The following is a 25,893-nucleotide window of genomic DNA, read 5'->3' on the forward strand; positions in this document are numbered from 1 at the left end:
TTGGTGGAGCTAAACGGGATCGAACCGTTGACCTCTTGCATGCCATGCAAGCGCTCTCCCAGCTGAGCTATAGCCCCAAACAGTCAGTGTTTCGTGTTGCTGTGTGGACGGGGCGCATATTAAGACTGGATCGGAAGGCTGTCAAACTTATTTTCAAAGTTTTTTAAAAAAAATGGTCGAGAGAACAACCACTTACCCTTCCCACCCCGTAAATACGGGCCCCGCATACCAAACGCGCAGCCCCTGCCACAGGCCTCCATGGACCGCAGAGCGGTCCTGATACCGACCTGCGGCAACGAGTGCACGTGAAAACCGATCAACCGATTGCGTTGAACAGCTTTTCCCACTCTTTGTTTTCTTTCTTCGAAACACCGCCCAGCAGGTCCAGCGCCTGACGCAGACGGAAACGCGTCAAGTCAGGGCCCAGAATCTCCATGGCGTCCAGCACCGACACCGAGCTGGCCTGTCCGGTGATCGAGGCAAACATTAGCGGCATCGCATCGCGCAGCTTCAGCTCAAGGGCATCGACCACGGTTTGGATGCAACCGGTAATGGCGTTTTTTTCCCACTGCCGCAAGCTTTCGAGCTTCCACAGGATCAGTTGCATCAGTTGACGCACTTGATCGCCGGACAGCTTTTTGTGCTCGAACAGTTTGGCATCCAGTTGCAAGGCACCCGAGAAGAAGAACCCGGCCAGCGGCGCAATCTGACTGAACGTCTCGACCCGACCCTGTACCAGCGGTGCGATCTTCATCATGTACTCAGGGTTCAGTGCCCATTGCTGGACACGACTGGCGAACTCCTCCAGCGGCAAGTCACGCAACCATTGGCCATTGAGCCAGGAGAGTTTTTCAATATCGAAAATCGGACCACCGAGCGATACACGGGACAGGTCAAAATTGTCGACCATCTCTTGCAGCGAGAACTTCTCGCGCTCGTCAGGCATGGACCAGCCCATGCGCCCCAAATAGTTGAGCATCGCTTCAGGCATGAAACCCATGCGCTCATAGAACGTGACCGACGTCGGGTTCTTGCGCTTGGACAGCTTGCTTTTGTCGGGGTTACGCAGCAGCGGCATGTAGCACAATTGCGGCTGTTCCCAGCCAAAGTACTCGTAGAGCAGGATCAGTTTCGGCGCCGATGGCAGCCATTCTTCACCGCGCAATACGTGGGTGATGCCCATTAAATGATCGTCGACCACGTTGGCCAGGAAGTACGTCGGCAGGCCGTCGGTCTTCATCAGCACTTGCATGTCCATGCGGTCCCACGGGATCTCGACATCGCCACGCAGCAGGTCCGGCACCACGCACACGCCTTCGGTCGGCACTTTCATGCGGATCACGTGCGGCTCGCCCGCAGCCAGGCGCAGGGCGACTTCTTCCTTGGACAGCAACAGCGCACGGCCGTCGTAGCGCGGGGTTTCGCCCCTGGCCATTTGCTCGGCGCGCATCTGGTCCAGCTCTTCTGCGGTGCAGAAACACGGAAACGCATGGCCCATGTCGACCAGTTGCTGGGTGTACTGCTTATAAATGTCGCTGCGCTCGCTCTGACGATACGGGCCGTGCGGACCGCCGACGTCGGGGCCTTCGCTCCAGGTGATACCGAGCCAGCGCAGGGCATCGTAAATCTGTTGTTCGGACTCGCGGGTCGAACGCAACTGGTCGGTGTCTTCGATCCGCAGGATGAACTCGCCGCCATGCTGCTTGGCGAAGCAGTAGTTGAACAAAGCGATGTAAGCGGTGCCGACGTGGGGGTCGCCGGTAGGCGATGGCGCGATGCGCGTGCGAACGGTGGTCATGGGCGGTCTCGAAGTAGAGATAAAACAAAGGGGCGAATGGTAACAGGCGGACCCCGCCTCGCTCCAGCTCAGGACTGACCGTCGGGGCAGATCACCACCCCGCCGCCCTGAAAATGCATGAAAGCCCTGCCGACGCGGGCACCCTCAGCCGGTTTCGGGCCAGGTGAGGATTGCGCTCAGTTCGCCAGCCGCTCATCCAGCCAACCCGCGACCCGCTGATGAATCCCTGCGACCTCTTCGAGCAAACCGCCCATGCGCATGAAGTCATGGGTCATGCCCGGTTCTTCCCACCTCACCACCTCATTGCCCGCCTGCTCCAATTTGGTGGCGTAGGCCACCCCCTCGTCATGCAACGGATCAAAACCGGCCAGGTACACCAACGCCGGCGCCACGCCGCTGACATCCGGGGCCAATAACGGTGACAGGCGCCAATCCTGCACATCCGCCGCTGTTCGGGTGTAGTGCCGGTAGAACCAGTCCATGGTGGCGGTTTCGAGCAGATACCCCTGCGCAAACCGCTGGTGGGATTCACGTTTGCAACTGCCGTCAGTGACCGGGTACAGCAGCACTTGCGCGCGCGGCACGATGGCCACCGTTTGCGGATCATGCGCAGCCAGAATCGCGAGCACCGTGCTCAACGTGCCGCCCGCGCTATCACCTGCAAACGCTACGCGGGTGGCGTCCAGTCCATGACGGGCGCCCTCGCGCTGCAACCAGTTCACCGCATCGCAGGCATCATGCACCGCCGTGGGGAACACCCACTCCGGGGCCAACCGGTAATCCACAGCCAGCACCGCGAAGTGCCCGGCATTGGCCAACCGCCGACACAACCCGTCGTGGCTGTCCAGGCTGCCAATGACATAACCGCCACCGTGGAAGTAAACCACCACCGGCAGCGGCTCCGGCGCCCGCCGTGGCGCGCGATACAACCGCGCAGGCAGGCTGAATCCATCCCGGGCCGGGATCCGCAGGTCGTCACTGTCGATGCCCGGCAACGGCACGTCCAGCACCTCGGCACTCATTTCAAACTCCACCCTGGCCTGCGCCGGGCTCAGGTCATGCATGGCGCGGCTCTTGCCGGTCATGCGGCTTAACTCGGCCAGCTCCAAAAAGGCCTCCAGCTCAGGTACTACTGACATACGTGTGTCCTTGCAAATAGCCTTCGGCTGTCGTAGCCGAAGGCGGTGATCGTTAGCGCTGAAAGTCACCGCAGGTGCATGCCGTGCGGTTACACCCGCTCGGCCTGCCCTGCCAGTAATTGCTCCAGTCGGTTCAGCAATGCGGCTTGACGCAATAACGTGTAATGCCCGCCCTTGAGCACGCTATGACTGGCGCCTGCGCCAACTTGCGCCTCATGCACATGGCGCTCTTCGTCGCGTCCGGCTGCCCACCAGTGGTGCGCCTGAACCCGGGTTGCAGGCAACATCGGCTGTTGCAGGGCCAACGCCTTAAGACGCGCACCCACGGCGAAGATGTGACTCAGCTCCGCCGCGCCGAGCAGGCCGTGCCCGCCCAACCCCGGGTGCGGCTCGGCCAAAGCTGCGGCAATCACTTGCTCGGCGCTGCGCCCCTGCTCATCCATCAACCCGCACACTTGGCGCTCGGACAACCCCAGCACAAAGCGCAAGAAATCCTGCAAGTCTTCACGCCCGTCAGTGGCCTCGGCCGCGCCCGCCACATAGGTATCCACCAGCCCCGCAAACGCCACCTGCTGACCTTGCGCTTCCAGGGTTTGCGCCACCAGCAGGGTCAATGCCCCGCCCAATGACCAACCCAGCAGGTAATACGGGCCGTCGGCCTGCTGCTCACGGATGCGCCCGGCATACGCCTGCGCCATGTTCTGCAACGAGGTGTCCTGCCACTCAGGGTCAAGCAACATGCGGCACTGCACGCCATACACGCTGCGGCGCCCGTCCAGTTGACGGGCCAGCGGCTCGTAGTCGAACACCGTGCCGAAACCTGCGTGCAGACAGAACAACGGGGGCACGTCACTGACGCGGCTATTGAGCGCCAGCAGCGGGTCCGGCGCTTGGGCGATAGCCGCCGGTTCAACGCCACTGAGTTCGGCAATGCACGGCTTCTGCATCAGGTCGCGCAACTTCAAACTGAACCCCGGCAGCGACTGATTGCGCACCCGTGAAATCACTTTCAGCACATGCAGCGAATCACCGCCCAACTCAAAGAAGTTGTCGTCGATCCCAACCTGCTCCAGCCCCAACACCTCCTGCCAGATCTGCACCAATGCCTGTTCCAGCGCATTGCGCGGCGCCCGGTAAGTGCCTTGGGCGACCTGCGGCTCCGGCAGGGCGCGGCGGTCCAGCTTGCCGTTGGCAGACAGCGGGAAACGCGCCATCTGCACGATATGGGTCGGCACCATGTAGTCCGGCAGTTGCGCCTGCAATTGCGCTTTAAGGGCACGCTCCAGCAACGGGCCAGAGGCGACCACATAGCCCGCCAGCTGTTTGCCGGTCGCGCCCTCGACGACCTTGACGGCCGCATCCTGTACCCCTTCGCACTGACGCAGACACGCTTCGACTTCCCCCAACTCAATGCGGAAGCCGCGAATTTTCACCTGCTGGTCCAGACGCCCCAGGTAGTCGATCAGGCCGCATTCGCGCTGGCGAACCCGGTCCCCGGTGCGGTACATGCGCCCACCTTTGGCATCGAACGGGTCCGGCACAAAGCGTTCGGCGCTCAACCCCGGTTGCCGGTGATAGCCACGGGCCAGGCATTCCCCACCCAGGTACAGTTCGCCGCTGACACCTGCGGGCAACGGGTTCAAGTCCGCGTCCAGCACATACAGACCGCGCCCGGCGACGCCACGGCCAATCGGCGCATAGGCCGCTTCACAGCAGTCCGTCATCTCGGCCCGCCACAACAGCGGGGTAACCACGGTTTCCGTCGGGCCATAGCCGTTAATCAGCCGTTGCGGGCGCAGGGCTCGCTTGACCAACTCGAAGCTGGCGTCCGGGACCGCGTCGCCGCCAAAGCAATAGGTGTGCACCGGCGGCGGGTTGCCTTGGACCAAGGCGACCTCCGCCAGTTGTTGCAAGTAAGCGGGCGGAAAGCACGCCACCGTCACGCGCTGTTCGCGCAGTGCCAGCAGGGTCTGTTCAGGGGTCCACAGTTGATCGTCGCGGATCACCAGACTGCCACCGGCCAGCAACACGCTGAGCCAGCGCTCCTGCGCACCGTCAAAGGCGAAAGACATAAAGTGCAGCTCGCGGCTGTCCGGGTTGAGCCCATACGCGTCGATGATGCCCTGGCAGTGCCGCGCAATCGGCTGGCGTGCCACGGCCACGCCTTTGGGCTGGCCGGTGGAACCCGAGGTGTAGATCAGGTACGCCAAATGCCCGGCCAGTGATTCAACCGCCCGTGGCAACGGCGCCTGACCGCTCAATTGGTCGAGCAACAGACGCGGGGTGGCCGCACTGAACGCCACCCGCAGGTCCACATCGCTGTTGCACAGCAACAGGCTGGCCCCTGAATCGGCCAGCATGAACGCCAGCCGCTCAGCCGGGTAGTCGAGATCCAGCGGCACGTACGCAGCGCCCGCCTTGAGCACCGCAAGGAAGGCCACAATCGTCTGCTCCGAACGCGGCAACGCAACCGCCACCAGCGTCTCTGGGCCAATGCCGCGCCCTTGCACGTGGGCCGCCAAGGCGTCGACCTGACGGTTCAGCGCGGCATACGTCAGTTCACGCCCGTCGCAGATCAAAGCCACAGCGTGCGGCTGGCGCAACACCTGAGCCATGAACCCCTGCACCAGATCCGTCGCAGGCGCCTGCACCCGTGCCTGTTCGATCCGTGCCTGAGGTAAGCCAATGTCGCCGATCAGGCACTGTGCATCCTGCGGCAACTGCGCCAGCAGCCCTTCGAGCTGGGCGCGAATGGCCTCGACCTGCGGCGCCGTAAAGCGCTCGCGCAAGTACAGGTATTCCACCTCCAGCCCTTGGTCGGTGGCACTGACCATCACATCCATCGGGAAGTTGGTGACACCGCCGCTGCCGACTTCGGCAAACCTCAACTCACCGTCCTGCTCACCGCGCAGAGCGCGGTCCACCGGGTGGTTTTCAAACACGATGATGCTGTCGAACAGCCCTTGGCCGCCCTGCCCCGCCCAGCGCTGGATATCGGCCAGTGGCGTGTGCTCAAAATCCCGGATCGACAGGTTGTAATCCTGCAACTCGCGCAGCCAGTCGCCCAGCGTTTGTTGCGGATCGAGGGTCTGAATCACCGGCAAGGTATTGATGAACAGGCCCAGCATGTCCTGTGCGCCTGGCAACTGGATGGGACGCCCCGCTACCGTGGCGCCGAATGCCACACTGCGCTGCCCGGTATGGCGCTGCAACAGCAGCAGCCAGGCCGCTTGAACCAACGTGTTCAGTGTCACCCGTTGTTGAGTGGCAAACCCGTGCAGACGTCGGGTCGCATCGCTGTCCAGGTAGCTATAAAGCACCCCGTGACCGCTGCCGTCGCTGTTGACCGCATTGGCCAGAATCGTTGGCGTTTGCAGCCCATCAAGGCGTTCGCGCCAGAATCCTTCGGCCACCGACGCATCTTGCTGCGCCAGCCAGTGGATGTAATCGGCATAGCGCCCGGTCAGCGCTGGCAGGGCCTGATGGGCATACAGGCGCAGCATCTCGCCGAGCAGGCGTGACGCGCTCCAGCCGTCCAGCAGCAAGTGGTGGTAGGTCCAGATCATCTGGTGACGGTTATCGCCCAGACGCACCAGGGTGAAACGCATCAACGGTGGGCTGCTGAGGTCGAATCCGCGGGCCTGATCGTCCGCTGCCAAGGCCTGCAATGCGGCCTCGGGGGCGGTGTGTTCACGCCAGTCAAGTTCCGCAATTGGCACCTGCACGTGCTGATACACCGCTTGCAGCGGGTCCGCCAGGCCGTCGCGCCAGAGGAACGCCGCACGCAACACCTCATGGCGCTCCAGCAAGGTGCCCCAGGCGGCGCGAAAGCGGTCGACCTGCAACCCTTCGACCGCCACGCTGAGCTGATTGACGTACAGGTTCAGCTCGGGCGATTCGATGCAGTGGAACAACATGCCCTGCTGCATCGGTGACAGCGGATACAGGTCGTCCAGCCCGTTGCGGGCCACCGGCACGGTGGGCGGGGCTTGAGCAAAGGGCACCGTGTCCAGGGCCTGCGTGACCCGCGGTGTTGCCGCCACGGCCCGTTGTGCCAGCGCACGAATGGTTTGCGCCTCGAACAAGTGTTTCGGGGTGAATGCCAACCCCAGCGCGCCCGCGCGGCTCACGGCCTGCAGCGAGATGATCGAGTCGCCCCCCAGTTCGAAAAAGTTTTCAGTCACACCCACGGCGTCCAGCCCCAGCACGTCTTGCCAGACAACTGCCAGCAGCGACTCTGCCGGGGTGGCTGGCAAGACCCGCTCCGCAACCTGACGGCAGGCCTCGGGCGCCGGTAGCGCCTGACGGTCAAGCTTGCCGTTAGGGGTCAAAGGCAACGCGGCCAGGCACATCAAATGCGCCGGCATCATGTGCGCCGGTAAGCGGGTGCGCAGGTGCGTCATCAGCGCCTCGCGCAACCCGGCTTCATCGGCCAGCGGGTCGCGGGCCACGATATAACCGGCCAACTGACGGCTGAGCGGGCCTTCGCGGTCCACCACAAAGGCTTCGCGCACACCATCGTGCTCCAGCAGGCACGCTTCGATCTCTCCCAACTCAATGCGGAAACCCCGGATTTTCACCTGCTGGTCGATACGGCCCAGGTACTCGACCACCCCGTCTTCGCGCAGCCGCGCCAGATCACCACTGCGGTACAGGCGCGCGCCTGCCACGAACGGGTCAGGCACAAACCGTTCCGCCGTCAGGTCAGGCCGCTGGTGGTAGCCGCGAGCAATGCCCTCGCCGCCCAGGTACAGCTCGCCCGCCACGCCCACGGGCAGTGGCTGCAATTGACTGTCGAGCACGTAAGCACTGCGCTGCCCCACCGGACGGCCGATGGGCAGGAACGCAGAGTCAAACTGCGTGCCGGGGTACGCGCACCAGATCAGCGGCGTGATCACAGTTTCTGTCGGGCCATAGCCGTTGATGATGCGCGGCGGTTGCAACACCCGCTGCACTTCATCGAAGGCGTGTTTGGGCATGCCTTCACCGCCCACGGTGTAGGAGCGGATTGGTAAGGCGCGCCCGGCTTCGCCCATGTAGTCGGTCATTTGCAGCAAGTAGCTTGGGGTGAAGCAGGCAATGGTGATGCCGTGCCGCTCAATCTCCTCGCAGGTGCGCTGCACACTCCACAGCTCATCGTCACGGGGCATCAACGCCGAGCCGAAGACCAGCGGGGTCAGCCAGCGCTCGTGAGCACCGTCGAAGCTGATGGAAGCAAATTGCAACTCGCGGTCTTGCGGGGTCATGCCGTACAGCGCGCCGATCGACAGGCAATGCATGGCCAGCGGGCCATGGGCGACACTGACACCCTTCGGGCGCCCGGTGGAACCCGAGGTGTAAATCAGGTACGCAAGGTTCTGCGCGTCGGTCAGGTTGCGCAGGTCAGTGCCCGGCAAATGTGCCACGGCCTCACGGTCCAGTTCCAGCACCGGCAACCCTTCGACCTGCGGCATTTGCTGGCGCAGCCACGACTGGGTCAACAGCAGGGCAATGCCGCTGTCCTGCATCAAATAGCCCAGGCGCTCGGCCGGGTACGCCGGGTCCAGCGGCACGTAAACGCCCCCGGCCTTGAGAATCGCCAGAAGGCCGATAATCATCTGTGGCGACCGCTCGACAGCCAGCCCTACGCGCACTTCCGGGCCGACGCCCAGCTCGCGCAAGCGATGGGCCAAGCGGTTGGCACGTTGATTGAGGTCGTAATAGCTGAAGGTGGTGTCGGCAGCTATCAGCGCCGTGGCCTCGGGGCGAATCGCAGCCTGCGCTTCGATCAACTGGTGCACACAGTGCCCGGTCTGCGGCTCGGGTGCCGGGTTCCAGTCATGCAGCAACTGCTGGCGCTCCCCCTCGCTCAACAATGGCAATTCACCCAGGCGGGCCTGCGGGGCGGCCACCATGGCGTTCAACAGGCAGGCCAAATGCTGGCTCATGCGCGCAATCACCGAGGGCGAAAAGTGGCTGAGCAGGTAACTCCAGGTCAGGCTCAAGTGCCCTTCACTCACCGCCGCCAGCGTCAGCGGGTAATTGGTGCGCTCATGGTTGTCCGGCAGCGAGAAGCGCAATCCATCCGGGGCGCCCTGTTGAAGAGCCTCGGCGATCGGGAAGTTTTCGAACACCAGCAAGCTGTCGAACAGCGGTTCGCCCGCACGTCCGGCCCAGCGCTGCACATCACTCAGCGCGGTGAATTCGTGCTCACGCAATTCAAGGTTGTGCGCCTGCAGGCGGCCCAGCCATTGCGCCACGCTTTCGGCGGCCTGCGGCTGGCTGATCACCGGCAAGGTATTGATGAACAACCCCAGTTGCTGTTCGGCACCCGGCAGGTCAACCGGGCGCCCCGCGACCGTGGCGCCGAACGCGACAGTCTGCTGGCCGCTGTAACGCTGTAGCAACAACGCCCACGCGCCCTGGACCAGCGTGTTGAGGGTAATGGCATGGTGGCGGGCAAACGCGGTAAACGCCGCACTGCTCGTCGCGTCGAAGACCTGGCGATGGTCCGCGTATTCACCTGCCGGTTCCGAGGCCGTGTACGCCACGCTCTGAGCCAGCAAGGTCGGGCTTTCCAGACCGGCCAATTGAGTGCGCCAGAACGCCTCATCGGCCACCGCATCCTGCCCTTGCAACCAACCGATGTAATCCGCAAAACGCCCGTGATGGCTCGCCACTGCTTGCCCGGCGTAGCGCTGCAAGACCTCGCCCAACAACAGCGCATTGCTCCAGCCATCGAGCAGCAGGTGGTGATGGGTGTAAATCAGTTGCTGACGTTGCTCATCGAGCCGCACCAGCGCCAGCCGCAGCAACGGCGGTTGCGCCGGGTCGAACTGCAAACGCTCGCTGCGTGCCAGCAGGTGCAACTCGGCAGCCTGATCGGCGCGCCCGCGCCAGTCCAGCACGGTCAAGGGCAGCTCCAGCGTGCGCTGCACCACTTGCACCGGTTGTGCCGCACCCGGCGGCCAATGGAAGCCGCTGCGCAGAATCGGGTGTGCATCCAGCGTCGCCTGCCACGCCTGACCCAGACGCGTCGCGTCCAGCCCCGTAACCTCGACGCTGAGCTGGTTGACATACGCGCCCGCCAGCGGCTCGTACACACTGTGAAACAGCAACCCGCGCTGCATGGGCGACAGCGGATAAACATCCTCGATCTGCCGCGCGGCCACCGGCAATTGATCCAGTTGTGCCTGGTTCAGGTCAGCCAGCGGGAAATCGGCCGGGGTCACGCCACTGTGGAGCGGGTCGATGCAGTGTGCCACCAGCGCGTGTAGGTTCGCTTCGATGGCCTCTGCCAGCGCCTGAATATCCGCCTTGTCGAAGCATTCTTGACTGAAGCTCAGGTCCAGCTTCAGCGCCCCGCCAAACACCTGACCGTCCACCGACAACCAGTTGGCCAAGGGCGAGTCCGGGCTCTGCGCCGCGCCGCTGGCCTGACGGGCGGGCACGAACAGGGCGTCGTCGCTGAAGCTCTGGTCGAACTGCCCCAGGTAGTTGAACGTGACCCGTGGGGTCGGCAGGGCCGCAAGGCGAGCCTGCACCTCGGCTGGCCCCTGGTAGCGCAACAGGCCAAACCCCAGCCCTTTGCCGGGAATCTCGCGCAGTTGTTGCTTGATGGCTTTGATCGACGTCGCCAGGTCCGGGGTCGGGGTCAACTTGACCGGGAACAGGCTGGTGAACCAGCCCACGGTGCGGGTCAGGTCGATGGCGTCAAACAAGTCCTCACGACCATGGCCTTCCAGTTGAATCAACGCATTGGCGTCGCCGGTCCAGTCGCACAGGGCGCGAGCCAGCGCGGTGAGCAACAGGTCATTGACCTGCGTGCGGTACGCCGCCGGCGCCTGTTGCAGCAATTGGCGCGTGCGTTCGCGGTCCAGCCCCAGGCTGACCACCTGCCGGTGACGTACGGCCTGGCTGGCCTGCGGGCGGGCGTTGGGCAACACAGCGCAGGCATCTTGCAAGTGCTGTTGCCACCCGTTGCATTCAGCCGTCAACGCCTCGCTTGTGGCGTAGGCGCCGAGCTGGTTCGCCCAGTCTTGCAAAGCGCCGGTTTTCTCAGGCAACGGCTGATCGGCATACGCCGCTTGCAGGTCTTCAAGCAAAATCCGCCACGACACACCGTCCACCACCAGGTGATGAATCACCAACAGCAAACGTTGCCCGCCGCCTTCATGGTCGATCAACACCGCACGCAACAGCGGGCCGTCATGCAACGACAAACTGCGCTGGGCTTCGTCGCACAACCCTTGCAACGCCTCCTCGCTCTGCACCTGCGCGGTCCACAGCAGATCGGTGGCGGCCGCGCTGTCGAGCGGCACATAACGTGCCGTCCATTGCCCATCGGTCTGACGAAATTGCAGGCGCAGCGCATCGTGATGCGCCAACACCCGCTGCACAGCGGTCTGCAAACGCAGCAGGTCCAGGGGCTCGCGCACCTCCAGCAACACCGACTGGTTCCAGTGCTGTGGCTGAACGGTCTGGTTCTCGAAAAACCAGTGTTGCACCGGGGTCAAGGTTTGCCTGCCCACAACCGGCCCTTGGGCACAGTGCACCACCACCTGCTCACTGACCACCGCCGCCAACGCCTGCAAGGTCGGCTGTTGGAACAGGTCGCGCGGCTGCAAACGCAGCCCGGCACGTCGGGCCCGGCTCACAACCTGAATTGAGATGATCGAGTCGCCGCCCAACGTAAAGAAGTTGTCCTGGCGGCCGACCTGTTCGACCCCCAGCACCTGCTGCCAGATCGCAGCCAGTTGGCGCTCGTTGTCACTGCGCGGCGCTTCAAAAACGCGCTGACTGACGCTCACCTGAGGCGCAGGCAGCAACGTGCGATCCAACTTGCCGTTAGGGCTTAACGGCATCCGCTCAATCAGCAGCAGGTGGGTAGGCACCATGTAGTCAGGCAGGCTCTTGAGCAAGCGCTCCCTCAAGACGTCGCACCAAGGACCTTGCGCTTGAACGTCGTGTGCCAATGGCGCATCGGTCGGCACCAGGTACGCCACCAACTGATTGTCCAGCGCCAGCACCACGGCTTCCTGTACCTGCGGGAGTTCTTGCAGGCGCGCTTCGACCTCCCCCAACTCAATGCGCAAGCCGCGAATTTTTACCTGATGGTCGATGCGGCCGCAGTATTCAATGGCGCCATCGTCGCGATATCGGGCCAGATCGCCGGTGCGGTACAAACGCTCGCCGGTGCCAAACGGGTCGACCACAAAGCGTTCGGCCGTCAGCCCCGGACGGGCGTGGTAACCCCGGGCCAAACCACTGCCGGCCAGGTACAGCTCACCGATTGCGCCCCCTGGCAACGCGTGCAATTCGGGGCTCAGGATGTATGTGCGCAGGTTGGCAATCGGGCGGCCGATGGGCACGCTGTCGCGGCCTTCTTCCACGCACGTCCAGTGGGTGACGTCGATCGCGGCTTCGGTCGGCCCGTACAGGTTGTACAACGCCGCGCTCGGCAAGCTGCGCAGGGTCTGGCGCTGTAATTCGATCGGCAACGCTTCACCGCTACACACGATGCGTTGCAACGACGTGCACTGGCGAGCCTGATCGACGCTGATGAACGCTTGCAACATCGACGGCACAAAGTGCAGCGTAGTGATCGCCTGCTCCACGATCAGCGCCGCCAGCTGTTGCGGGTCGCGGTGTGCGCCGGGCGCTGCCACCACCAGCGTGGCGCCGTGCATCAGGGGCCAGAAAAACTCCCATACCGACACGTCAAAGCTGAACGGCGTCTTCTGCAACACCCGATCCGTTGCCTTCAGGTCATAGGCGGCTTGCATCCACGCCAGGCGGTTGTACAGCGCGCCGTGGCTGTTGCCCGCGCCTTTCGGACGCCCGGTGGAGCCTGAGGTGTAGATGACATAGGCGAGGTTCTGCGCACAGGCGAGGTTAGGCAGATTGCCGTCCTCGTCACCGGCCAGCCAGGCTTCGTCCGCTTGCACGCACACAACGGGCAACCCTTCAGGCAGCGGCAAGTGGGCCTGCACATGCGCTTGGGTCAGCAACAGGCTGATCGCACTGTCTTCAAACAGATAGGCCAGACGCTCAGCCGGGTATTCCGGGTCCAACGGCACATAAGCGCCCCCTGCCTTGAGAATTGCCAGCAGCCCGATGACCAGCTCCAGCGAGCGTTCGCACGCCACACCGACCCGCACTTCAGGCCCCACCCCCGCTTCGCGCAAACGCCGGGCCAGACGATTGGCACGCCGGTTCAGCGCGGCGTAGGTCAGGCTTTGCGCGCCAAACACCAGTGCACAGGCGTCAGGCGTGGCGGCGGCGTTCGCTTCGAAGTGCAACTGCACGCACGCGGGGCCGGGATAGCGGTGTTCGGTGGCATTGAGCCGGTAGCAGGTGGATTCAACTTCGGCTGCCGACAGCATCGGCAATTCACCTACCGCGCAATCGGGATCGGCCACAATCGCCGCCAGCAGGTTGCGCCAATGTGCCGCCAACCGCTCGATACGCGGCGCATCAAACAGATCGGTGGCGTAGGTCAGGCTGGCCATCAGGCACTCGCCTTCCTCATGGGTGTCCAGTTGCAGATCAAATTGCGTGGTGCGGCCCTGCCACTCCACCTGCTCAACTTGCAACCCGGCCAGCATCGCGCTCAGCGCGCCGGGTCGGCTTTGCTGGTGGTTGAACATCACTTGAAACAACGGGCTGTGGCTCAGGCTGCGCTCGCCCTGCAACGCCTGCACCAGACGCTCAAACGGCAAGTCCTGATAGGCCTGCGCATCCAGCGCTCGGTCGCGGGTCTGCTCCAGCAGGCGAGAAAATGGCAGGCGCCCCTCCAGTTCGGCGCGCACTACCTGGGTGTTGACGAAAAAACCGATCAACCCACGGGTCTCGGCGCGCGTGCGATTGGCCACCGGCACACCGATGCGCAGGTCACGCTGGCCGCTGTAGCGGTGCAGCAGCGTCTGAAAACTGGCCAGCAGCAGCATGAATGGGGTCACGCCCTGCTGCCGGGCCAATCCCATCAGGTTTTTCGCCAACTGCGGTTCAAGGGTGAAGTCCAGACGCGCCCCCTGCCGGGTCGGATGGGCCGGACGCGGGCGATCAGCGGGCAACTCCAGCACCGGTTGCTCGTCACCCAGTTGCGCCCGCCACCAGTCCAGTTGACGCTCCAGTTCGCCAGCCTCCATCCAGCGCCGTTGCCACAGCGCGTAGTCGGCGTACTGGATCGACAATTCAGGCAAGGTCACGGATTGGCCCCGGGCATGCGCGGCATACAGCTGCGAAAACTCATCGACCAGCACCCCCATCGACCAGCCATCGGCCACGATGTGGTGCAGGGTCACGACCAACACGTGATCGTCCGTGTCCAGTTGCAACAGGCTGACCCGCAGCAAGGGGCCGTGTTGCAGGTCGAACGGGCGGGCAATGTCCTGCTCCACCCAGGCCATCGCGTGGCTCATGCGTTCGGCGTCGGGCTGATCCCGCAGGTCGTGGCGCACGAGCTTCACAAAAGGGCCGCTGGCGACGGCAGGTTGCACTGACGCGGCGACCTTGAAGGCCTGGGGCGCGGCTTCGTCGCTTGCGCCTGCGACCACCGGGTCTGGCTCGACAAAGACACTGCGCAAACTGTGATGGCGCTCCAGCAAGGCGTCGAAGCTGCGTTGCAACGCCTCGACATTCAGCGCACCGCGCAGCCGCAAAGCCGTCGGTATGTGATACGCCGCGCCTTGCGGGTCCAGTTGCCACAAAAACCATTGCCGCTGTTGTGCGTACGACAGCTCGCAGGGCGCATCGGTGGGGGCTGTGGCCGGGATCGGCAATTGGCCGAAGCTGACGCCCTGCTCCTGCATTTTCTGCAGAAAGTCACGGCGCTGGTGCGGCGCCAGGGCGGCGAAACGGTTGGCAATGCGCCACGCGGTAGCGTTTTCCATCAGTTGATCTCCATCTCGTCGAGCAGCGATTCAAGCGCGCTCAAACGTGCATCGTTATCCGCAGGCGTTTGTGCCTGTGCCACTGCGGCATAGGCTTGCAGGTCGGCAGCTTCGAACAGCGCACGCAGCGCCAGCTCGATGCCCAGTTCCAGTTCAACCCGGGCATTGGCCTGGGCTGCGAGCAACGAGTGCCCGCCCAATTCAAAGAAATTGTCATGACGACCCACCCGCTCCACGTGCAACACGCTGGCCCAGATGGCCGCAAGCCGGGTTTCAAGCTCCCCGACCGGGGCGCTGTAAGGCCGCTGCCCGTCTTCAGCCTCGGGTGGCGGCAAGGCCTTGCGGTCGAGCTTGCCGTTGCCGGTCAAGGGCAGCGCGTCCAGCAGCCTCCAGTGGCTAGGCACCATGTAGTCCGGCAGGTCGACCTTGAGCGCTGCACGCAAGTGTTCGCGCCAGGCCAGCGGATCGGCTGGCGTGTCGATGGCTACCACGTAGGCGCAGAGTTGGGGGCCTTGGGCGCTCGCATGCACCGTCAACACCGCCTCAGCGACCCCGGGTTGCTGCTTGAGGCAGGTCTCGATTTCCCCCAGTTCGATGCGGAAACCGCGAATCTTCACTTGCTGGTCGATGCGGCCCAGGTAGTCGATGTTGCCGTCCGCGCGCTGGCGGGCCAAGTCGCCGCTGCGGTACAGGCGTTCGCCCGGCGCAAACGGACTGGGCACAAAGCGTTCAGCGCTGAGCCCGGCGCGGCCGTGATAGCCCCGCGCTAGCCCTTGGCCAGCGATGTACAGCTCCCCCGCGCATCCCGGTGGCACGGGGTGCAACTGGCTGTCGAGCAAGTACCAGCTTAAGTCGCTGAGCGGGCGACCGATCGGGCTCTGGACGTTGGCCTCTAGATCGGCCGGACTCAGCGCACGGAACGTCACGTGCACTGTGGTTTCGGTAATGCCGTACATATTGACCAGCGTTGTGGCGCGCTCGCCAAAGCGCTCATACCACGGTCGCAGGCTCGACAGCTCCAGCACTTCCCCGCCAAAAATCACCCAGCGCAAAGCCAGCGCTTGCGGGCTCTGGCACGCCACCGGTATCAGTTGCCGGAACGCGGTCGGGGTCTGGTTGAGCACGGTGACGCCTTCGTCACACAACAACTGATGAAACGCTTGCGGCTCGCGGCTGATGAAATACGGCACGATCACCAGTCGCCCCCCGCTGCACAGGGCGCCAAACAGCTCCCACACCGAGAAGTCAAAAGCGTAGGAATGGAACAGCGTCCACACGTCGTTCGGGTTAAAACCAAACACCTGCTCGGTGGCGCTCAGCAAACGGGTGACGTTGCCATGGCTGAGCAAGGCGCCTTTAGGCCGCCCGGTGGAACCCGAGGTGTAAATCACGTAAGCCAGGTTGTCCGGGTGGGTCAGGTTCGGCAGGTTGTCGGCACTGAACCTGTCCAGCGCCATCTGCTCCAGGCACAGGGTCTGAACCCCGACGTGCGGCGGCAGGTTCTCCAACAGGTGCTCCTGAGTCAGCAGCAAGCGGATGCCGCTGTCCTCGATCATGTAGCTCAAGCGTTCGGCCGGGTAGTGCGGGTCCAAAGGTACGTAAGCGCCACCAGCCTTGAGGATGGCCAGTACGCCCACCACCAGCGGTATCGCACGCTCCGTGGCAATGCCCACCCGCACCTCCGGGCCGACACCCCGTTCGCGCAGCTTGCGCGCCAGTTGATTGGAACGTGCGTTAAGGTCGCCGTAATCGAGCGACTGTTCGCCACAGCGCAACGCCACAGCGTGCGGCTGGGCAGCCGCCTGCGCCTCAAACAGCTGATGCAAGGCTGGCGCCACGGGCTGAACTTCAACCTGCGGGTTCCAGTGCCGGAGCAGCGCCTGTTGCTCGCCGGGTGCCAACAGCTCAAGCGCCGCAATCCGTTGCTGGGGCTCGCGCACCACAGCACGTAACAGGTTCAGCCAGTGCCCGGCCAAGCGTTCGATCGTGGCGGCGTCGTACACATCGCTGGCGTAGGTCAGGCTGGCGTGCAATTGCTCGCCCTGTTCTTCGGTGTCCAGCGCCAGGTCGAACTGCGCCGTGTGCTGTTGCCACACCATGCGCTGGATGACCAGCCCCGGCACGCTGCGCTCGACGCTCTCACCGATCTGCCGCTGGTGATTGAACAGCACCTGGAACAACGGGCTGTGGCTCAGGCTGCGCTCGGGTTGCAGCGCATCCACCAGTTGCTCGAACGGCAGCTCTTGATGGGCCTGCGCCCACAACGCGGTTTTCTTGACCTGTTGCAGCAGGCTGGCAAACGTCTGTTGGCCGTCGATGTCGGCGCGCAGCACCTGGGTGTTGATGAAAAAACCGATCAGGCCTTCGGTCTCAAGGTGGTTGCGCCCGGCCGTGGGCACGCCGACGTTGATCGCCGACTGGCCACTGTAGCGATGCAGCACGGCCTGGTAACTGGCCAGCAGCAACATGAACAGGGTCACGTTGTGTTGCTGCGCCAACTGCCGCAAACCGGCCGCCAGTTCAGGCTCAACGGCCAGTTCCAGGCGCGCCCCGCGTTCGCTGCGAATCGCCGGTCGGGTCAGTTCGCTGGGCAACTCAAGGGGCGGGTGCTGGTGACCCAGATGGGCCGTCCAGGCACTCAACTGACGCTCGCCCTCCCCGGCCTGCAACCCGTCCCGTTGCCAGACTGCATAATCGGCGTAGCTCACCGCCAGGGCAGGCAGTTCGGGTGCTTGCCCCTGAGCGTGGGCCTGATACAAGGCGCTGAACTCATCGACCATCACTTGCATCGACCAGCCATCGGCCGCGATGTGGTGCACCGTCAGCACCAGCACCTGTTCCTCGGCTCCGACCGTGAGCAGCAACACGCGCAGCAGCGGGCCGTTACGCAGGTCGAAGGGTTGACGCATCTCTTCAGCGATCCGCGCCTGAACCTCGGCCTCGGCCTCGGCCGGGGCCGCCAGGGTCAGCTCGCGCAGGGCCAACGGCAGGCTGGCATGCTCGACGCCTCGTGCGTGTTCGCCATCCTGAATAAAGGTGGTGCGCAAGGTGGCGTGCCGCGCTTGCAGGTCATTGAAGCTACGCAGCAGGGCGTCGCGATTCAGCGCGCCTTTGAGCCGCAGCGCGACCGGGATGTTGTAAGCGGCGCTGGCCGGGTCCAGTTGCCAGAGAATCCACTGCCGTTGTTGTGCGTACGACAGCACGGCCGCCTGACCGTGCGCCATCGGCCGCAAGGCCGGTGCACTTTGCATTTGCGGTTGCGCCTGGCAACGGGCCGCAAACTCGCTGAGCACGCTGGTTTCAAACAAGCTGCTGAGGGGCAGTTCAATCATCAATTGCTGACGCACGCGGGACACCACTTGCGCCACCAACAGCGAATGGCCGCCCAGTTCGAAGAAATTGTCGTCGCGGCTGACGGCGTCCAGCTTGAAGACTTCCTGCCAGATCGCGGCAATACGCGACTCAATCCCCGCGTGGGGGGCCACCACCTCCCGCTGCCAGTCGGCCGCGTGCACCTGGGCCAAGGCCTTGCGATCCACCTTGCCGTTGGCATTGAGCGGCAAGTGGTCCAGAGGCAGCCATTGCAACGGCACCATGTAATCGGGCAACTGCGCCTTGAGCGCAGCTTTCAGTTGCTCACGCAGCGTTGACCACTGCGGCGCCGAGTCGTGCGCCACGACAAACGCCACCAGCGCTTTGCCGGTCGGGCTGTCCTGCACCACCACGGCCGCTTCACGCACGCCGTTCAGGTCGCGCAGGCGCGATTCAATTTCACCCAGCTCAATGCGGAACCCGCGCACTTTTACCTGTTGGTCGATACGGCCCACGTACTCCAGTTGGCCGTCTGTTCGACGGCGCGCCAGATCGCCGGTGCGGTACAGCCGTTCACCCGGCTGCCGGGCGTAAGGATTGGGCAAGAACACGCAGGCAGTGCGCAACGGATCGCCAACGTAACCGCGTCCTACACCGGTGCCAGCCACATACAGTTCGCCCACCACCCCGGTCGGCACCGGCTGCAACCCGCCATCGAGCACGTACAGGCGATTGTTGTCGGTGGCCAGGCCAATCGGCAGGTACGCGCTTTCGGCCGAAGCTGCATCCACCCGGAACAGCGCCACGTCGTCCGAGCACTCTGCCGGGCCGTAGGCGTTGACTAGACCGATTCCGGGGTAACGCTGCAGCCAGCGTCGCGCCAGTTCAGGCGGCATGGCCTCGCCGGTGGGCAGCATCCAGCGCAAACCCGTCAAGGGGCGATCAGGTTCGTCCAACAGGCTCTGGATCAGCGACGGCACGCTCTCCAGCACGCTGATACCGCGTGCCGCCACATGGCCCAGCAGCGCGGCCGGGTCATGGGCGATGGTGTTCGGCACGATGTCCACCTGCGCCCCCAACAGCGGCGCAGCGAGGAATTGCCACACAGAAATATCAAAACTCTGAGACGCGGTCTGGGCAATGACAGCGTCACGGCCCAGGTCGAGGTAGGGGCGTTTGCTCAACTGGTTGTTGAGCATCCCTGCCTGCTCGACCATGACTCCTTTCGGGGTGCCGGTAGAACCTGAGGTGAAGATCACGTACGCCAAATGATCTGGCCCGGTGTAGATACCCGGCCGCGCGCTGGAGAACCCCTGCGCCTGCACGTCATCCCACACCACCAATCGCGGGGGGTGCGCCGGGGCTAATTGCGCCAGCAATGCCCGCGCCTGATCGCCACAGGCCGCAGTGGCCACCAGCACCGGCACGTGCCCCAGTTGCAGCAAGTCGAGCAAACGCCCGGCAGGCAGTTGCGGGTCCAGCGGCAGGTAAGCAGCGCCAGCCTTGAAGCTGCCCAGCATCATGCCCAGCAGCTCAAGGCTGCGTTCGGCCAGCAGCGCCACCGGCTGATCGACGCCCACCCCCGCCGCCATCAAGGCATGGCCGAGTCGGTTGGCACGGGTTTCCAGCTCGCGGTACGTCCAGTGCTGATCGAGGCACGTCGCCACCACGTGTTGCGGGTGCGCGTCGTGCTGCGCTTCAAACAGGCGCACATAACCTTCGGCCAGCGGGTAGTCGCGGTCGGTGTGATTGCCCGCCTGCAACAGGTGCTCACGCTCGGCGGCGTCGACTACCGGCAGATCGGCAAATTGCCCATCTGCATGCTCGCCAATGGCCAGCAGCAGGCGTTTGAAATCGGCCAGCAAACGCTCGGCCGTGGCGTCGTCGAAGAAACGCTTGTCGTAAGACAGGTGCAGGCCCAGCGCATCGCCGGGGTACACCACCACGGTCATCGGGTAGTTGGTGTGGGTGCGGGCACTGTCGGACTTGGCGCTGATTTGCTCGGCGCCTGTGACCACGGCACTTTCCACCGGCGCGTTTTCATAGACAAACAAGCTGTCGAATATCGACTGGCCTTTGTCCAGCCCACTGCACGCCTGAATCTGCAACAGCGGCAAATGCTCGTGCTCACGCAGCGCCAGGTTGTGTTCAAACAGGCCTTGCAGCCACGCCTGCACGCTGACGTCCTGCCCGGCACGCGGCAGTTGTATGCGCAGCGCAATGCTGTTGATGAACAGGCCCACGGTGTCCTGCATCTCGGGGCGATTGACCGGTCGACCGGCCACGGTCACGCCAAACAACACTTCATCGAGGCCACTGTAGCGCTGCAATACCAATGCCCAGGCCGCCTGGGTCAGGGTGTTGACGGTGAGCTGATAACGCTGGGCCAACGCACGCAGGGCTCGGCCCTGACTGACCTGCAGATCGGCGTACACATCGCCGATCTGCGAGAAACCACCCTGACGCCGCATGGGCCGGTCAAACGGCAATGGGGTCGGTTGTTCAAAGCCCGCCAGCTCTTGTGTCCAGGCCTGTAGTGCCTCCCGTTCGCCCTGCGCTTGCAGCCACTGAATGAAGTCGCGGTAACGGCCTGCGGGGGGCAAGCTGCGTTGGCCGCTATAGAGCGTGAAGAAATCTTGCAGCAGCAGCGAGCGGCACCAGGCATCGATCAGGATGTGGTGGTTACTGAGAATGAACCAGTAATGCCCGGCGCTGCGTCGAATCAGGCGCAGGCTGAAGGGCGGCGTGTTGAGCAGGTCAAAGCCTTCTGCACGCTCTTGCGCCAGCAACGCGTGCAACGCCGCTTCGTGTTCGGACTCGGGCCGATCGGTCCAGTCATGCACCTGCACGTTCGGCGCTGCGTCGCGGTGGATGATTTGCAGCATGTTGCCGTCATCGTCGACGCTGAACGACGCGCGCAACGCATCGTGACGCTGGGCCACGGCGTGCCAAGCCGCGGTGAAGCGCGGCAGGTCGATTTCGCTGTCGATGGTGTAGCGGTCTTGCATGAAATAGATGCCCGAACCCGGTTCGAGCAGGGTGTGGACCAGCAAGCCCTGCTGCATCGGCGACAGCGGATAAATGTCTTCAATGGTGGCGGGCGCCACCGTGAGGTTATCCAGTTGCTGCTGAGTGAGGCGTGCCAGCGGGAAGTCCGACGGCGTCATGCCGCCGGTCTTGTGGGTCACGCAGTGCTCGATCAGCGCCGACAGTTCGCGCTGGTAGTCGTCCATCAATGCGCCAATGGTCGCCTCTTCAAACATCGCTGTGCTGAAGGTCCATTGCAGGTTCAGCTCGCCTCCATAGACCTGGCTTTCGATGCTCAGCCAGTTGGCCAGCGGCGCCTGTTCATCCTGCGCCTGACCGGCGCTTTGCGCGGCCGGGACGAACATCGCCTGAGCATCGAACTGGCGATCGAACTGCCCCAGGTAGTTGAAGGTGATGCGCGGTGTGGCCAGCGCGGCCAGTTGCGCCCCCGCGTCGCTGCCCGCCAGGTAGCGCAGCAAACCATAGCCGACGCCCTTGTCCGGGACACTGCGCAATTGTTCCTTGATGGCTTTGATCGACTCGCCCATGCCGTCGGTTGGCGTCAGTTGCACCGGGAACAGGCTGGTAAACCAGCCCACGGTGCGCGACAGGTCAAGACCGTCGAACAGGTCTTCGCGACCATGGCCTTCGAGTTGAATCAGACTGCTGCTGTGCCCGCTCCAGCGGCAAATCACCCGTGCCAGCGCCGTCAACAACAGATCATTAACCTGGGTGCGGTAGGTCGCTGGCGCCACGTGCAGCAACTGCCGGGTACGTTCGGCGTCGAGGCTGAACGCACGTGTTTGCCCATGACGGTTCTGCAACCCGCCCCCGGCACGGTCGCATGGCAACGCACTGCTGGCCCCGCTCAGTTGAGCGTGCCATTGCGCAAGTTCCGGCAAACGCGCCTGCGCAGCCGCCTGCAATTGCGCTGTCCAGGCCTGATAGCTACTGGTTTTGGCCTGTGGCGCCTGTGCAGGGTGTTCGTAGAACTGTTGTAAGTCCTCCAGCAGCACCCGCCACGACACACCATCCACAGCCAAATGGTGCACCACCAACAGCACCCGCTGGCTGTGGTCGGGCATTTCCACCAGAACTGCACGCAACAAAGGCCCTGCTTGCAGATCAAGGCTGCGCTGCGCGTGTTCGCACAGGCTGTTGAGTTCGTCCAGCGAAGCAGCGTGTTGATGCCACAGCAACGGCTCGGCCGACAGCTCGCCATAAGCTTGTTGCCATTGGCCATCGCGCTGCTCGAAACGCAGGCGCAAGGCATCGTGATGGGTCAGCAGTTGCCGCAGCGCGTGCTCCAGCGGCGCGGCCTTGACCGGCTGACGCGGGTGCAACAGTAAGGACTGGTTCCAGTGATGGCGTGACGGCATCGCCTGTTCGAAGAACCAATGCTGCACCGGTGCCAATGCCACCGGGCCCTGGGCCAGGCCCTGATCGATCGACGTGTGCGTGCTCAGCCCGGCAACCCGCGCCAGGCTGCGGATAGTCTGGTGCTGAAACAAGTCACGAGGGCTGAAGGCGATGCCCGCCTGACGCGCCCGACTGACCACCTGAATGGAGATGATCGAGTCGCCGCCCAGCGCAAAGAAATTGTCGTCAACGCCAATGTGCGCCACGCCCAGCACGGCCTGCCAGATGGCGGCCAGACGCTGTTCCAGTTCATTGGCAGGCGCGGTGTACACCTGCTGCGTCGACGCCGGGTCGGGACGCGGCAAGGCTTTTCGCTCCAGCTTGCCGTTGGGCGACAGCGGCAGGCGCTCTAGGCTGATCCAGTGGCCGGGCACCATGTAGTCCGGTACGCCGCGCAGCAGATGGGCCGTCAACGCAGCTTGCCAATCGCCAGCCGTGGCCGGGTCTTGCAGGACCACGTACGCCACCAGTTGTTTGCCGTCGAGCACCAGCACCACGGCTTCACGCACGCCAGCATGCTCTGCCAGGCGCGCCTCGATTTCCCCCAGCTCAATGCGCAACCCGCGCAGCTTGACCTGATGGTCGAGACGCCCCAGGTACTCAATCACCCCGTCCACGCGCTGGCGCACCAGGTCGCCCGTGCGGTACAGGCGTTCGCCATCATTGAACGGGCACGGCACGAAGCGTTCGGCGGTCAAGCCCGGACGTCGATGGTAACTACGGGCCAGACCGGCGCCCCCTACATACAGCTCGCCCGCCACCCCCAGCGCCACCGGCGACAGGTCAGCATCGAGCACCCAGGTGCGCAGGTTGGCAATCGGAAGGCCAATCGGCACGCTGGCTGCGCCTTCATCGACACAGGTCCAGTGCGTGACGTCGATGGCGGCCTCGGTCGGGCCGTACAAATTGTACAGCTCGGCGCCCGGCAGCTTGGTAAACACCTGTTGTTGAGCGTCCACCGACAGCGCTTCACCGCTGCACACAATGCGCTGCAAGCTGATGCAGTGCTCCACGCCGGTCTCGTGGATAAAGGCTTGCAGCATTGATGGCACGAAATGCAGGGTGGTGACCTGATGCTGGCGGATAGTGTCGATCAGGCGCAGCGGCTCGCGGTGTTCTCCCGGCTGCGCCACCACCAGCCGCGCCCCCGTGAGCAGCGGCCAGAAAAATTCCCACACTGATACGTCAAAGCTGAACGGGGTTTTTTGCAGGACCGTGTCGTGCGCACGCAGGCCATACGCCTGCTGCATCCAGCACAAACGATTGACCAGCGCCGCATGGGTGTTGCCCGCGCCTTTCGGGCGCCCGGTCGAGCCCGAGGTGTAAATCACATAAGCCAGGTGCTGCGCGTCATGGGCGAGGTTCAGGTTGCTGTCGTCATAGCCTTGCAGCGCTTGGGCGCGGTCATCGAGGGCAATAACCCGAATGTCGGCCGTAGGCAGACCGGCCACGAGCGCTTGCTGCGTGAGCAACAGGCCGATGCCGCTGTCTTCGATCATGTAGGCCAGACGTTCTTGCGGGTAGTCAGGGTCCAGCGGCACATAGGCACCCCCCGCCTTGAGGATGGCCAGCAGGCCGATCACCATGTCCATCGAACGTTCAAGCGCAATGCCCACCAGCACATCCGGGCCCACGCCCTGCGCGCGCAGGTGACGTGCCAACTGGTTGGCGCGGGCATTGAGTTGCGCATAACTGAGCGTCTGGTCCCCGAACACCAGCGCGCAGGATTGCGGGGTACGCGCGACCTGCGCTTCGAGCAAATGATGCAGGCTGCGATGGGACGGGTAGGCGGCTGCCGTGTTGTTCCACTCGTGTACCTGCGTGTGCCACTCGCTGTCATCGAGCATCGGCAACTCGCCCACCCGGCATTCGGTATCTGCCACCAGCGCCCGCAGCAGGTTGCTCCAGTGGCGCGCCATGCGGGTGATGGTCGCAGCATCGAACAGATCGTTGGCATAGGTCAGCGCCGCATTCAGGTGCCCGCCTTTTTCCCAGGTGTCGAGGCTCAGGTCGAACTGGGTGGTGCGCCCTTCCCATTCGACCAGCCCCAGTTCAAGGCCCGAGGCCGTCTTGACCGTTTCAATGTCCGCCACCTGCGGCTGGTGGTTGTACATCACTTGAAACAACGGGTTATGGCTCAGGTTACGTTCCAGCTTGAACGCCTCGACTAACTGCTCGAACGGCAGTTCCTGATGGGCCTGAGCACCGAGGGCGGTTTCCTTGACGGCGCGCAGCAGGTCGGCCACCGGGGTCTGGGCATTCAGTTCACAGCGCAACACCTGAGTGTTCACGAACAAGCCGATCAGCCCTTCGACTTCACGCCGGTTGCGGTTGGCAATCGGTACACCAACACGCACGTCGGTCTGGCCGCTGTAGCGGTGCAACACAATATTGAACGCCGCCAGCAGCAGCATGAACAGCGTGACATTGTGCCGTTGGGCCAACGTGCGCAACTGCTCCACCCGTGCGGGGTCGAGCGCGAATTCATAGCGGGTGCCGCGATAGCTCGGCATCGCCGGGCGCGGGTAGTCGGTGGGTAACGCGATGACCGGGTGCTCTTCGCCAAGCGTGGCGTGCCAGTACGTGAGCTGCCGCGCCTGCTCTCCAGCTTCCAGCCAGCGGCGTTGCCACAGCGCATAGTCGCTGTATTGAATCGGCAATTGGGGCAGTTGCGGCGACTGACCGCGTTCAAAGGCGTCATAACCGCGAATAAACTCGTCGATCAGCACATTCATCGACCAGCCGTCAGACACAATGTGGTGCAGGGTCAACAGCAGTACGTGTTCGTCCTCGGCCAGTTTCAGCAATTTGATGCGCAACAAGGGGCCATTGGCCAGATCGAAAGGCAACAGCGATTGGCGCTGCGCCTCGGCCGCCACCGCCCCATCGCGCTCCACGGCAGGCAACAGGGTGAAATCCATTGCTTCAACCGCAAGCGGCTGGCTCAAAGCCACTTGCTCGAGGCTGTCATCGGCGTGCTGGCGAAACACCGTGCGCAGGGTTTCGTGGCGCTGTACCACATGCGCAAACGCCTGCTCCAGGGCCGCGACGTTCAATTGACCCTTGAGGCGCACCGCCCCCGGCAGGTTGTACGCGCCACTGTGCGGGTCCAGCTGCCACAAAAACCACATGCGCCGCTGTGCATAGGACAGCGCATGGCGATCGTCTTGCGCCACGTCTTTCGGAATCGGGAACTGAGAAAAGTCGATCCCTTCCCCGCGCAAGCCGTCGAGGAATAACCGGCGTTTTTCCAGCGGTAATTCGATGAACCGGCGGGCAAGTTTGAGGGACTTCTCAGCATTCATCTGGCTTCTTCCGTACGTAT

Annotated in this window: 4 protein-coding genes and 1 tRNA gene; all 5 read right to left on the bottom strand. The window is 63.7% G+C overall.

Annotated elements, in window-relative coordinates:
• Position 1 precedes the first annotated feature (1 nt).
• Positions 2-77: transfer RNA gene (locus CJF39_RS16775), tRNA-Ala, on the bottom strand.
• 239 nt (positions 78-316) lie between these two features.
• Positions 317-1,798 (bottom strand): glutamate--tRNA ligase, encoded by a 1,482-nt coding sequence (gene gltX / locus CJF39_RS16780; protein ID WP_094994434.1) that lies wholly within the window; start codon positions 1,796-1,798, stop codon positions 317-319.
• A gap of 176 nt (positions 1,799-1,974) precedes the next feature.
• Complete coding sequence (locus CJF39_RS16785; protein ID WP_094994435.1) at positions 1,975-2,937, bottom strand: alpha/beta hydrolase fold domain-containing protein; 963 nt, start codon at positions 2,935-2,937, stop codon at positions 1,975-1,977.
• Positions 2,938-3,026: 89 nt separating this feature from the next.
• A complete protein-coding gene (locus CJF39_RS16790; RefSeq protein ID WP_094994436.1) occupies positions 3,027-14,810 on the bottom strand; it encodes an amino acid adenylation domain-containing protein in 11,784 nt (3,927 codons plus the stop codon).
• Positions 14,810-25,873: a non-ribosomal peptide synthetase gene (locus CJF39_RS16795; protein WP_094994437.1), complete on the bottom strand. Its 11,064-nt coding sequence runs from the start codon at positions 25,871-25,873 to the stop codon at positions 14,810-14,812. Before CJF39_RS16795 ends, CJF39_RS16790 begins: the two co-directional genes overlap by 1 nt.
• Positions 25,874-25,893 lie beyond the last annotated feature (20 nt).

Source organism: Pseudomonas lundensis (assembly GCF_002269125.1).
Classification (GTDB): domain Bacteria; phylum Pseudomonadota; class Gammaproteobacteria; order Pseudomonadales; family Pseudomonadaceae; genus Aquipseudomonas; species Aquipseudomonas lundensis_A.

Excerpts from the sequence above, each read along its gene's own strand:
- gltX (WP_094994434.1), bottom strand. The coding sequence starts at position 1,798 with ATGACCACCGTTCGCACGCGCATCGCGCCATCGCCTACCGGCGACCCC.
- CJF39_RS16785 (WP_094994435.1), bottom strand. The coding sequence starts at position 2,937 with ATGTCAGTAGTACCTGAGCTGGAGGCCTTTTTGGAGCTGGCCGAGTTA.
- CJF39_RS16790 (WP_094994436.1), bottom strand. The coding sequence starts at position 14,810 with ATGGAAAACGCTACCGCGTGGCGCATTGCCAACCGTTTCGCCGCCCTG.
- CJF39_RS16795 (WP_094994437.1), bottom strand. The coding sequence starts at position 25,873 with ATGAATGCTGAGAAGTCCCTCAAACTTGCCCGCCGGTTCATCGAATTA.